This window comes from Desulfosporosinus sp. FKB (genome assembly GCF_002196705.1).
Classification (GTDB): domain Bacteria; phylum Bacillota; class Desulfitobacteriia; order Desulfitobacteriales; family Desulfitobacteriaceae; genus Desulfosporosinus.
Map to the genome: position 1 here is coordinate 74,893 of NZ_NADJ01000012.1, position 13,159 is coordinate 88,051.

Sequence of the window (13,159 nt, forward strand, 5' to 3'; positions counted from 1 at the left end):
TTGGAGTTACAATTTAAAAGTTGTGACTAGAAGAGGAGGCAAAGTTGAGTATGAAAGAAAAATTATGGACGAAGGATTATTTAAGTATAACGACCCTCAGTTTTTTTATTTTCCTAGCTTTTTATGTGTTATTAACCGCTCTCCCTTTATATTTGGTGGGTACACTCCATGCAGGCGCAGACAAAGTAGGACTGTTGGTGACACTGTTCTTGGGAGCAGCTATCGTAATTCGGCCTTTTGCAGGCCGATGGTTGAGTAAAGGCGCACAAAAGCAAATCCTTGTTTATTCCACAGTGGCCTTTTTCATGGGAACATTGCTTTATCCCTTTGCAGCAAAGAATATTTGGGCATTACTCCTGCTGCGGGTTTTTCACGGGATGACGTTTGGTGTTATTACCACAGCAAAAGGGACCATTTGCGCAGAACTCATTCCAGCTTCACGGCGAGGAGAGGGATTAAGCTATTTTTCCCTAGCAATGAGCTTAGCGATGGTATTTGGTCCGTTTATCGGACTGAAATTCGCAGCTGTCAATGCTTACAACACTGCTTTTATTACGTGTATGCTTATATCTGTGGTGAATATTATTCTGGCTGTAATTATCAAAGTTCCGGACATAGATGACGCAACAAAAACACTTTCAGAGAAAAGTAAATTTTCTTGGAATGACTTGTTTGATAAAAAAGCTGCACCTTTTGCTTTAGCGACATTTATTTTAGCCTGTGCTTATTCGGGTATATCCGCCTTTTTTGCTTTATATATGAAGGATTTAGGCCTAACCTCTGTGGCTAGTTCATTCTTCCTGATCTACGCTGGATTTATTATGATTTCCCGCCCGTTTACTGGACGTTGGTCAGACCAATTGGGGGCAAAAATTATTGTTTATCCTTGTTTTGTTATCTTCGCAATAGGAATGTTCTTGTTGAGTCAATCCCACGCAAGTTACTTATTCCTAATCGCCGGAGCTTTGATTGGTATCGGTTATGGCTCAGTCACGCCAATTTTACAAACTCAAACGATCGGTTCAGTCGAACCACACAGGGTGGGTTTAGCAAACTCCTTATTCTTTAATTCGATGGATGCCGGTATGGCAATCGGCGCATATGCCTTAGGGATCATGGCCAGCGGTTCGGGATATCGATCCATTTATGTAGCCGGAGTGGTGCTGATTATCGTCACTGGACTTCAATATTTAGTACTTACTCACAACAAAGAAACTCTTGAGATCCAGCCCGGGCTTTCTAGTGAAATTACAGGGAGATAAAAACTAATTGCCTTCTTTGCGCCTACCGGAGTGAACAAAAATCTTCTTAGCTCTGGTTACTCAGGTGTAAAGAAGGTTTCTCTGTAACATCACGTAGTGTTGCATGGTTTTCCTATTATTGAAGTGCACAAAGCATAAGCAAAAAGCACCTTCCTTATCCAGAAGATGCCTCTTAAAATAGTACCTTGCCCAATAGATACGCTCATACTTATGTATTTGCGTTTAATGAGTTAACATTAACGTCCTTCGTGTTACCTTTTGCAGGGTTAAACCAAATCAGGTGCTTGAAATAGTGAATTTAGAAAGCAGTTCCGAAGAGCTTAGTCTTTAAAGCCGCTTAGACCAGCAGCAATGCTTTGCTTTGCGGCCGCTACCACAGGGACAGGGATCATTTCGCCTAACATCTCGCCACCGGGCCTGTGACTTGGCAAGCAGTTCAGCCTTAATCGCGTCCGTTGTTAACCCTTGTTTTCTGAGCTGCATGACATGTCTCAAGGGTTGTTCAGCATGAGCATAAAAATGCCGTAACCCACTACATAAATAATTAAGTCCCTGCTCTCCATTCTCTGCTAAAATGAACCTGTCTTTTGGACATCCCCCATTACATATCTCAAGCCATGAACAAGAACAGCATTGTTGTGGAAGTTTGGTCTGCTTTTCATTCCCGAAGCGGCGTTGTACCGGTAAGTCCACAAGTACACTCAGTGGGGAAGATTCAATGTCACCAATGTGGTGGTCAGGATTAACAAAGTGATCGCACGAGTATACACTACCATCATGCTCAACGATGAGTACTCGGCCACAGGTTGGTGCCATCCAGCATAAGCTGGCATTCCCTCCAGACCATACCAATGCTATTTCCGCGAACAGTTGGACGTCCAGCCGTCCAAGATCGTGACGGATCCATTCGTCGAAAACCGTACACAAAAAATCTCCGTATTCTTCGCTCATCACAGAGTCCGCTGTCGGCTGTCCATTCTCAGTGAGCCGTACAATTGGTATGAATTGAATCCATCCCGTATTAAGGTCTTTGAGCGCCCGGTAAACGGCGAGCGGTTCTTTTGCTGTTTCGGATGTTACGGTACACAGCAAATCAGGCTGAATACCATGAGATTGCAAACGGCGGACTGACGCAACTGCCCGTTCATAAGATCCGCTACCACTGTGATCTTTGCGATTTTTGTCATGCAGCCATTGTGTACCGTCTATACTCAGCCCCACATCAAAGTGGGCGTCAGCCAAAAATGAACACCACTCGTCATCCAGCAGAATCCCGTTGGTCTGAAGATTGTTCCAACAGCTCCATCCTTCCGGGAGGTAGCGTTTCTGCAGTTTCAAAACAAGGCGGTAGAAGTCCAATCCAGCTAATGTAGGTTCCCCGCCATGCCATGTGAACTGTACGGCAGGCCCCGGGCTTGACGCTATATATTGATGAATATAAGTTTCCAAAAGGCTGTCCGACATACGAAATTGTTGATGCTGGCTCTTTAAAAAACGTCCTGTCTCTAAATAGTAACAGTAACTGCATTTCAAGTTACACAGCGACCCGACCGGCTTAGCCATAACAACAAATGGCTGCATCTTAATCTCTCTTCTCCGTACTCAAATGTTCACCGAAAAAGTCAAAAACTTTCTCCCAGGCATCCATCGCCTGATGCGGTCGATACATTTGGCTGTGATAATACATAAATCCGTGTCCTGCGTCATCATACCGGTAGAATTGATAATTTTTCCCGAATTTCTTAAGCTCTTCTTCCTGCATGTCAACCTGTTCCGGCGTCGGAAACTTGTCGTCATTTCCAAACAGCCCCAAAAGAGGGCAGCATAACTCAGATGTATAGTCAATTGGAGCAACAGGGCGGGCTGGTGTCAGTTCTTCTTTGGGAACGACTACGCGCCCCCCCCAGCAATCGACTGCTGCATCAAGACCACTGACCTTGCATGCCGCAAGAAAGGCGTGGCGTCCGCCAGAGCACATACCAATGACGCCTACTTTTCCATTAGAATATGGTAAAGAATTAAGGTAATCCAAAGCCCCCTCACAATCACCCATTACGCTATCATCGGCAACGCCACCTGCATCGCGGGCTTTTATCGATATCTCATCTGGAGTCCCGTGCCCGAACCGGCAATAAATGTCGGGGCAAAGAGCTAGGTAACCATGTTGGGAGAAGCGGCGGGCGGTCTCACGGCAGAACTCATCCCATCCAGGCATATGAGGAATCAAAATTATCCCCGGGAACGGTCCTTTCCCCAGCGGTCGTGAAAAGTAGGCATGTATCTGATCACCTTTATGCCCAGGCATTGTGATAGTTTCAGCCAGCATTCCTTCATACTCATCAGTTCTTAATTGGTTCCACATAATAACCCTCCTTATGCGCTATTTATAGTATTTTCATCTAATTATATATTCAATGGACAATTTTGGCTACTTGATCTACTCCGCCTCACTTGGTTGCTGAAGTTTTGCTCTGCTGTAAATTTAGCCTCTGCAAGAAATTAGCCGCCCTTTTATTGTGTATTCATAATACTAATCAGCCCCGGTTTCAATATTGAAAATCGGGGCTGATTAACTATTTTCAAAGAAATCCTCAGATATTGGATTTATGTTAACTTTTAGTTTCGTACCCCCCCCATTTATTTCTACTAAATATGACACTTCACATAAGTTAGTACCCGCTTTTCAATCTTGCGTACTTCTTCCCGTGAAACTTTAAATATCGACTCAATTTCGTTTAGAGGCACAGTTATTCCATTATCGAGTCCAAATCTTGTTTTGATTATTTGCTGTTCACGTTCATTCAGACAATTCTCGATTGCTTCAATTATTTGTTCCCGGGTATACAAAGAATCACCCCATCCATATCATATTGTTTGGGTATTATCTGTCATAGATGATTTGGAATTTACTGGATATGTTTCCTTTACGGTTGAATTATTTGCACAACCAGATTTTTACGTGGGACGGTCATATTTATACAGAAGTTACGCTAACATTTATTCTTCCTTTTCAAACACTAAGTCATATTTTTTAATTACACCAAAAATATTAAAAACAGTTGGAATAGCAGCGATAAATCTCCAGCCTTCCTTGCTTGTACTCATCAATCAGTTTTCTATGTTTTCCGAAGGGGTGAAATAGCCTGCAGCCTTAGATTCTACATAAATGTACTTATGAATTATTAACACATCCTCTGTATTTTAATGTTAATTATTTCCTCGTAAAAAAATCTCCACCTGCCAGCCTTATCACGGCGTCTACGACTTTGTTTTTCTGCCCGCCTTTTCCCTTTCTCCACACCGAGCATAAAAGTTGCCTGCGACATTACGTTCCATCACACACAAAAAGACCCCCGCCCGCATAAGCAGAGGCCTTAACATTGTTAGTATATTTCAATAATTCCCCAGGCCCGAAACCCTTGCTACAGGCGGATTTAAAAATGTCACGGTTTTCAAACTTACTACGATCTCCACGTGCTGCGTCCACGGTGACATCTCATAGTATAAATTCCAGATTGTTAGTTTTTTAGGAGCCGAAGGAAGTATGTTTACCGCAGATGCAATGGCCTGTACCGATATTATTTTTTAGTTGAATTGTGTCATTTATCATCTTATTTATTTGCGACAACAAGTCAGTAAATTTATGCTGTGCCTTAAAATAGGGGCCAGCAGACAGGTCTTTATTTAGCTCTTCTTCCAGAACTCTAAGTTCGCTAAACTGCTGGGCAGTAGCCTTTTTTCCTTGACGGAACAGATTTTCTAATTCAGTTTGTAACTTATTAAAGCGTTCAATCAAATCTTGTGCATCGATATCATTTATTAGTATTGTCTCAGTTCTAATTAGTTCTTGAAATTCATCTGATTGAGCAATAGCTTCACACAAATCCTTTGCTTTAGTCAATACAGTCATTTGAATTCCTCCCTATAATTAAATTACTTCAACCTTATAGGTCCCTTCGTTTTATTAGAACTCAACTCCACTTCTTTCATTACAAGATTCTAAAAGAGCTAAGCCTCTCACCATCTTCAAAAACATTCCGTGTAAAGTAGACAATAATCCTCTCCCTTTCGATCACCAGATGCTAAAACTTATTTGGAGTTCTTATCTATTATTTTACCTTTAATACTTTAATTATTGTGTCGATTTATCTGGCTTAAAGTAATAAAATATTCCCTTTTTTCTTGCTCTTTGCTCTCCTCTATACCCTTCAGCTAGCTAAAAGATTAAGAAGGTTAGTTTTAGCTCCAATAGCTTTGGGAAAAGCTTGAGGATCATAAAAATTGTTAATACACAAATCGGAATATTCGTTTGTAGGGATCTTTCCAAAAACGCCAAATGCCATTGAAGTTTATTATACCCGGAGGTATAATCAAAGCAATAAAACTAGTTTGAATTATTAAAACACTTAGTCTATTTTGAAATCACCCTTTAAAATAGGGCTTCACCGCGATCGTTCTCTAGTATTTAACGATAAATTAATAGTCGTTAAATACAAAATGCAGTTCTTATCATAGCTTTTATTTATGAAGGAGGAGTGGTTAAATATGGAGATTGAGAGCATCGTCATTGGCGTTACCCCTGAAAATTTTAATAGTATGCCTGAATCAATAATTGATAAGTATACCCTTGCCGCAAACCCGTCTTAATGTCCTTGCCAACTCTACAGTAAGTTTTACCCTTTAGCTATAACAAAAATAAAGATTCTAAAACGTAAATTTGATCTGCGAAGTGCTTGTTCAGGTGCTTAGCAGATCAAAATGAGGAGAGATGAGCATGAGCATGGCCACACGTCAAGTGTATTGGAACATTGAAGGAGAGCACTGGCTCTATTTGTTCTTCATCATTGCACTTATTTTCTTCGGCTACGGAGTGTACAAACGAGTATCACTTTGGAAATTAGGGCAACCTGAGAATCGCTGGAAATATCTATGGCAGGGTGTAAAAGATATTATTGTCTATGGGTTCGGGCATAAGCGAATCCTAAAAGATTCTTATCCAGGAATTATGCACCTTTGTATTTTTTGGGGATTTGTATTCTTAGCCTTTGCAACAGCAATGATCACGTTGCAAGCTGATTTTGGCTTACAAATATTCCACGGATGGCTTTATCTGTTTATAAAGCTGACAGCGAATCTCTTTGGATTAGCAGCTATCCTCGGTATCGTAATAGCAGCATATCGTCGCTATATACAAAGACCTGATCGCCTAGATAATAAAACGGATGACGCAATCACTCTAGCCTTAATATTTATAATACTACTAACAGGTTTCCTAATTGAAGGAGCTCGTATTGCGGCAACACCTGATCCATGGGCCGGATGGGGATTTATTGGACAATGGATATCAATTCCCCTCAAAGCATCCCTTAATCAAGCACAGTTACTTTCATTGCATAGATTTTTATGGTGGTTCCATCTACTCCTAGCAATGACGTTCATCGCTTACTTCCCTTATTCGAAATTATTCCATGTGCTATTGGGTCCGTTAAATATAGTTTTCCGTAACAGAGGACCCATCGGAATACCTGAGCCTATAGATTTTGAAGATGAAAGTCTTGAGACCTTTGGAAAAAGTCAACTACGCGAGTTTTCTTGGAAAACTTTATTTAATACGGATGCTTGCTTACGTTGTGGACGTTGCCAGGATAGCTGTCCAGCTTATTTAAGTGGAAAGCACTTAAATCCCAAAAAGATCATTCAGGATATGCGGCTTTTAATGGAAGAAACAGGTACGGCAGTTAAAGCCGCACATAAAGACGCTTTAACTAATCAAACAGCGGAAGCCGAAACCGCTGCAACCGAAGAGAACGTCGAACTGCCGATACGTTCTCTCATAGGTGAAGTTATTCCTGAAGAAGACTTATGGTCCTGTACTACGTGCCGTTCTTGTGAACAGCAATGCCCAGTTTTCGTCGAGCATGTTGATAAAACGATTGATATGAGACGGAATTTAGTCTTAATGGAAACCAGGTTCCCTGCCGAGGCTCAGCTCGCCTTCAGAAATATGGAGAATAACGGGAATCCCTGGGGCATCGGTTGGACCACACGGGTCGACTATTTAAAAGGATTAGGAGTAAAAACCTTCGAAGAAGATCCTACAGCTGAATATTTATATTGGCCTGGCTGTTCAGGTGCCTTTGATGCACGTAACCAGAAAGTCTCCGCTGCCTTAGTCAAACTGTTACAAACGGCTGGTGTTCATTTTGCAATCTTAGGCAACGAAGAAAAATGCTGTGGTGACTCTGCCCGTAAATTAGGAAATGAATACTTGTTTTATACATTAGCCTCAGAAAACATTGAAGTCATGAAGGGATATGGGGTTAAGAAAATTATCACTCAATGTCCTCACTGCTTCAACATTCTTAAAAATGAGTATCCTCAATTAGACGGGAATTTCGAGGTTGTGCACCATTCAACCTTCTTGCTTGAGCTCGTAAAATCCGGAAAACTTAAGCTAAACAATATTACCGGAAAATCGATTACTTATCATGATTCTTGTTATTTAGGCCGATATAATCAGATATATGATCAGCCCCGTGAATTACTCAAAATTGTTGGCCTTGAAATAAAAGAAATGGCTCATACTGGTGAAAAGAGCTTCTGTTGTGGTGCTGGCGGCGGTCGAATGTGGCTAGAAGAACATGAAGGCAACCGTATTAATGTCATGCGTACAGACGAAGCAATTGACGCAAAGACTGATTATGTAGGTACCGCATGTCCTTTCTGCTTAACCATGATCGTTGACGGAATAGCGTCTCGTGAAGTAGGAGAAGCCTTAAAAGCTCTCGATATTTCCGAAATTTTAGAAGGTTGTATATAATATTGCTAATCTGGCAGACCTTCAGAGAGGTGTATCATTTAACGATAAGGATACAAAAATAGAATAAGCACCACTTAAACCGATGCTTATTCTGCCCCTAAAAGCCGAAGGGAGTGTCCCAAAACTACTTTTTTTAAGTGGTGAGCGATGCTCCCTATTTCTTTCTCCTATAAATCAATCTGAAGTCCCAATTGGGTTATCTTCAATATATCGTGCAATGAAAGCGCCTATGATCAACGACCAAACGGGAGCACTTAAATTTAAAATCGTAACATTGGATAGTGCGATGACAAAAGTAAAAGCTGTACTCATTTTCATCGTTGGTTTCGAGAAGCCGATTGACAAACTATTCCCAAACACACCTATCAGAGCAAAGCCAACAAGCATCGAAGTGAAAGCCTCAGGTAAAATCCGAATCAACGGGACCAGTTTCCAAGAGAATAAGCCGAATATAAGGAGGATAAATCCAGAAACAATCGCTCCCACATATCTTTTTTCCTTGGGGCCTGCCTCTTCATCCGAGCAAATGGCGGACATCATTCCGGCCACATTGGCTGATTGTCCTCCAAAGAAACTTGTCAGGATCGAAAAAAAACCACTTAAGGTTATTAATAGATTCATAGGTGGGTGAAAATCATTTTGTTTCAATGCACCAATTCCAACCGCTGCATCATTACTTAATATTAACAGAGCAAGGGGTATGGAAACTGAAAGGAAGCTTAGAAAATTGAATTCAGGTAGTTGAATCGTTGGAACAATAAAAGACTCTGCAGCTCCTATGTTACTTATAGGTCGAGTTAAAAATAAGAGAAAAGTCCCCATGATAACAGACGCCACCATCGGGGGGATCCGAGTTTTCCATTTGCTAAAAATAAAGTAAGTAATGAAAGCCATTCCGCCGATAAAAGGAATTTGATTAATGGACGTAATGAAATTAATCATATACTTCGTGATCATTCCTGCCAACATTACAGCAATAATCTGTTTAGGAACAAATTCGAGCAACTTTGAAAAAACGCCAAAATATCCAACCAGTAACATTAAAACACCTGAAATAATATATGCACCGATGAGTTCATGGTAGGTAAATTGAGAGGTCACCGTTACCAGAAAAGCAACCCCAGTAATGGAATGGGCACCGACTATAGGCATTCGATAATATAACGGAATTAAAATACTGAAGATCCCGCCGAACACATAAACGGAAAACATCCAAAGAATTGTCTGTGTCGGTGTAAAATGGCCATGAGAAGCTGCTTCTAATATAAGAGCAGGTGGGCCAGTTATCGCTAAGAGTCCTGACACAAGACCTGCCGCGCTATTTTTACCATTTAAGTCTCTAAGTCTGTTCACATTGTATTCTCCAAACAATGTTTGAATTAAATGACGTGATCACGCCATCATTTCGATTGGAACCATAACAACTTTCATCTTAACATCCATTCCGCGGCTATCGGTTTATAAGAATTTACTTTTAATTTTTTCATTTGATTTAATGTTTGTCAAGCAACCCTTTACAATTATTCCAGTCCGATCGGCATACTTGCTTAGTTCTGAATCGTGGGTAACTAGTACAATTGTACCGCCTTTTTGCCTATATTCAAGTAACCACTTCATTACCTTTACTAGAAAAACTTTATCCATCATTTTAGTTGGTTCGTCAAGTATTAAAATCTCAGGATTTGTAATAATTACTGATGCTAAGGCCACCCATTGGCGAAGTGAACGGTTTAGGTCATGGGGATGCTTAGCTTCTATACCTTCTAAGCTAAAATCAGTAATCAATTTGTGAGCTTTTTCTACAGCATCGTTTTTAGGTATTCCGCGTACTGTAAGATTCCAAGCGATTTCTTCATCAACTCTGGCATTAAAAATTTGATCATCCGGATTTTGAAACAGAATTCCTATTTCACGTGCAAGTTTCCAAGCAGGAACTCCGTTAATGTCTTTTCCTTTTACTAAAACCCTGCCTCTTTGGGGTTTGAGCAACCCAATAAAGTGTTGAATTAATGTCGATTTACCCGCACCATTTGGCCCCATTAGAGCAAAGATTTCTTTTCGGTTAATTATTAAATTGATGTCTTCGATACCTGTTCCCTTTTCATAGTGATAAGTTAAGTTTTGCAATTCCAAGACTGGTGCCTCGCTATATGCCTGATTATCGTAAGTGTCCGTCGCTTCCAAAATATCTTGCTGGAGATTAATGTTTCTTGATAGCTGCTCTCCTTCAGATAATTTCATCTCCGTCAGAAGTCCATCATAGATCATCCGTCCACCTTTGAGGATAATGTGACGAGCTAACCAATTGAGCGCTTTGCGGGGATTATGCAGACACACAAATATTGTCTTACCTCCCGCCGCAAGCTTTATCAGTATCTCCCCGAAGAATTCAGCGCTTTCCGGGTCCAATTGCTCAGTTGGTTCATCAAACAGCAACAGCGGCGGGTCTCCGACTAAGGCAGTAGCGATTGCCGCCTTTTGACGCTCTCCACCGGATAAAGAAATTATTTTACGTTCAAGCAAGTCTTCCAGCCCCAATAAATGTGCTGTCTTTAATATGCGCTCTTCTAGCTCTGGTCCTTCAACCTGCGAACTTCTTAAGGGAAAAGCTAGCTCATCGTATACTTTCTCCATTAAGAAAACATCCGAATCCTGCAACACTACACCAATAGCTGCGGCACCCCAACTATTTTCTACTAAATCTTCCTGGCGGTGAATTTGACCTTCTATTCTCCCAGAAATAACGGAAGGAATAATATCGGAAATACAGGCTAAGAGAGTTGATTTCCCACTGCCATTATTTCCACTGATGACAATGATTTCACCCGTATTTGCCGTAAAAGAAATATCCTTGAGGGCCGGCTCTTTCGCTCCATTGTAAGTACAGCTTAAATGATCGATTCTAACAGACACCATAACCATTGCCTTCTCTTTTTATGATTTCACAAGCCACCCAAAAGGCTGGCGTTTGCCAAAAGCAGATTAACAATCAAAAATCCTAAGCTTAAAAATATTGCTATTTTGTCGCTATGACCCAGCTCCAGATTTCTCTTCGCTAAATGCAGACCGTATCCCCGTACATGTAAAAGTTGAGCTATAACTTGCCCTCGCACAAGAGCTTTTACTATGATCGGAATCAAGATGACGAGATAAGCATACAAACGCTGCCAGGGAAAACGGCCACGCCGCAGTCCTCTGGCAGTTTGAACTTTAAGTGTAATTTCCATCTGTTGATGCATGACAGGCAGAGTCGATAGGACAAGCGCCAAAATGATCCCAAGATCAGGATGAATCCAACTCATGGCAGAAATAATTTCATGGAGTGGATTGAGCAGTAAGAAGAGTTGGGTTAGGGCAGCAATATTGAATAACCGCAAAGCTGTAATTAGTCCGTAATTAAAACCTTCTATACCGAAAATATAGATATAATGAACATTGGACGGATTAACCAAGGAATGAATCAATACAATAACGCATCCTAGATACAGTATGGGCAGCAAACGAGAGACTAGTTGCCCCAATACATGAAAGATAACTGCAAAAGCCAAAAATGTTAACAGATATGCTAATAGCGGTTTCCAGGAGTGATAAGCCATTAAAGAAATAAGAACAAACAGTACTGAAACAGCACGAGGCCCAGTCTTAATCTTGTGCAATACTGACTTAAACAACTAAATTTGTTTCCTTTCCCGCGATACCTTTTAAATTGCTTGGTAAACGTCGGATTATAAACATCACTAAATAAGCACTTATTAGTTTATCAAAAAGGTTGGCAGGGATTCGGGCCAAAAAAGCACTTGCAAAAATCTCATGACTGGAGTTCAGTAAAACTGTATAGAGTATATCTACTCCGCCTCCTGTTACTCCTCCAAAAAGATAAACGGCGATGGGTGTTCCTAGGATTGGAGCCAAGAAGGCCAATATGATTCCAACCAGCAGCGGGCTAACATAATCCTGAAATCCTCGTTTTCTGGCGATAAAACCAACGACTAAACCAATAACACCATTAACAATCGCAAACGGTATCGTAATGGGATCGGCTGCTATCCCTTGAAAAACATTACTTAATATTCCGGTTAAAGCGCCAAGCCAAGGTCCTAAAATCACTGCCGCCAGCATTGTGCCAATACTATCTAAAAAGAGAGGCAGTTTCAGAGCTGTATTCAAAGTACCGCCGACAATATTAATAACAATGCCAATTGCAATTAAGGCTAAAGCAATTTTTTTATTCATAGTCTTCTTCCTTTCCTTCACTATGAAGTATATAAGAGCGTAATTTATCCAAGCTCTCTTCCGGTTTTTCCTCATCTATACCAATAACATCAAGAGTAATGGATTTAGAACGCAAACGTTGTTCTAAGATTTCCACGAAAACACCTTTGCCTTGTATCATTCGTAATTGGTCAATCTTATTCATCAACTCATGGTTCTGAGAAAGCTCACCACCCCATGGCCCTTCACAGGTATACGATACTCCGCATGAGGGGCTGCCGTTGATCCCAAGAATAGGGCCAACTGGAACATTGCAGCGCTTATATTCTTCCACCTGATTCACAATATCCTCGACCAATAGTTCACAATGCTTGCGATAGAAAACAGAATTATATTGATATCTTGTCTGCCCCCAGCGCGTTAGCCCTCCGTGAAGCAGCTCCGGACAAGGTAGTTGGATAATTCCGTATTGATTCTCTCTGAGCAACTTATGTATTTTGATTGCCAAATCAGAATTATCCGGTGAACCGCGAACTTTAGAAAATGGATTTAATAAGCAATGGGCTAATAAAACAATCTTACCTGCCACTTTAATACCTCCAATATTATTACATTTATTCCATAATATATTATATAACAATATGATTATATATGTCATTCATTTTTCTGTTATATAAAGAGAACCCAATTAATTAATAATCCCGCAACATTACTTGCCTGCCGAGAGCTTTTTCTCTTTGAGTTTTGAATTATTGAGTACTTATTTGTCTGACAACTCCCATTCCAAGGCCTCATTTGTTGCAAAATCCATATTTCAGAAACGAAGAGGGACAGGAACGTTGTTTAAAATTGAAAACTTAATTCT

At 40.7% G+C, this 13,159-nt stretch carries 11 protein-coding genes; 2 read left to right on the top strand and 9 right to left on the bottom strand.

What is annotated here, in order from left to right; genetic code table 11:
- Positions 1–50: 50 nt before the first annotated feature.
- Positions 51–1,262: an MFS transporter gene (locus B5Y67_RS03095; protein WP_088225091.1), complete on the top strand. Its 1,212-nt coding sequence runs from the start codon at positions 51–53 to the stop codon at positions 1,260–1,262.
- A gap of 327 nt (positions 1,263–1,589) precedes the next feature.
- Here the strand turns inward: B5Y67_RS03095 and B5Y67_RS03100 are convergent, their stop codons facing one another.
- From B5Y67_RS03100 to B5Y67_RS03115, 4 genes are all read right to left on the bottom strand, one after another.
- Positions 1,590–2,843: an anaerobic sulfatase maturase gene (locus B5Y67_RS03100; protein WP_088225092.1), complete on the bottom strand. Its 1,254-nt coding sequence runs from the start codon at positions 2,841–2,843 to the stop codon at positions 1,590–1,592.
- 1 nt (position 2,844) lies between these two features.
- Positions 2,845–3,624, bottom strand: a complete 780-nt coding sequence (locus B5Y67_RS03105) for a dienelactone hydrolase family protein (RefSeq protein WP_088225093.1) — start codon at positions 3,622–3,624, stop codon at positions 2,845–2,847.
- Positions 3,625–3,908: 284 nt separating this feature from the next.
- Positions 3,909–4,109: a sigma factor-like helix-turn-helix DNA-binding protein gene (locus B5Y67_RS03110; RefSeq protein ID WP_088225094.1), complete on the bottom strand. Its 201-nt coding sequence runs from the start codon at positions 4,107–4,109 to the stop codon at positions 3,909–3,911.
- Between the two features lie 679 nt (positions 4,110–4,788).
- On the bottom strand, positions 4,789–5,172 hold the full coding sequence (locus B5Y67_RS03115) for a YlbF family regulator (protein ID WP_088225095.1): 384 nt from the start codon (positions 5,170–5,172) through the stop codon (positions 4,789–4,791).
- Positions 5,173–6,042: 870 nt separating this feature from the next.
- Here B5Y67_RS03115 and B5Y67_RS03120 point away from each other — a divergent pair.
- Positions 6,043–8,082, top strand: coding sequence for a heterodisulfide reductase-related iron-sulfur binding cluster (locus tag B5Y67_RS03120; RefSeq protein WP_088225135.1), 2,040 nt, complete (start codon positions 6,043–6,045; stop codon positions 8,080–8,082).
- A 174-nt stretch (positions 8,083–8,256) separates the two neighbouring features.
- Here B5Y67_RS03120 and B5Y67_RS03125 read toward each other — a convergent pair whose 3' ends face one another.
- From B5Y67_RS03125 to B5Y67_RS03145, 5 genes are all read right to left on the bottom strand, one after another.
- Positions 8,257–9,435, bottom strand: a complete 1,179-nt coding sequence (locus B5Y67_RS03125) for a benzoate/H(+) symporter BenE family transporter (RefSeq protein WP_088225096.1) — start codon at positions 9,433–9,435, stop codon at positions 8,257–8,259.
- Between the two features lie 105 nt (positions 9,436–9,540).
- A complete protein-coding gene (locus tag B5Y67_RS03130) occupies positions 9,541–10,998 on the bottom strand; it encodes an ABC transporter ATP-binding protein (protein ID WP_170932565.1) in 1,458 nt (485 codons plus the stop codon).
- A gap of 26 nt (positions 10,999–11,024) precedes the next feature.
- Positions 11,025–11,753, bottom strand: a complete 729-nt coding sequence (locus tag B5Y67_RS03135) for an energy-coupling factor transporter transmembrane component T (RefSeq protein ID WP_088225098.1) — start codon at positions 11,751–11,753, stop codon at positions 11,025–11,027.
- Positions 11,746–12,315: a CD3073 family putative ECF transporter S component gene (locus tag B5Y67_RS03140; RefSeq protein WP_088225099.1), complete on the bottom strand. Its 570-nt coding sequence runs from the start codon at positions 12,313–12,315 to the stop codon at positions 11,746–11,748. Before B5Y67_RS03140 ends, B5Y67_RS03135 begins: the two co-directional genes overlap by 8 nt.
- Positions 12,308–12,883 (bottom strand): CD3072 family TudS-related putative desulfidase, encoded by a 576-nt coding sequence (locus B5Y67_RS03145; protein WP_088225100.1) that lies wholly within the window; start codon positions 12,881–12,883, stop codon positions 12,308–12,310. Before B5Y67_RS03145 ends, B5Y67_RS03140 begins: the two co-directional genes overlap by 8 nt.
- Between the last annotated feature and the right edge of the window lie 276 nt (positions 12,884–13,159).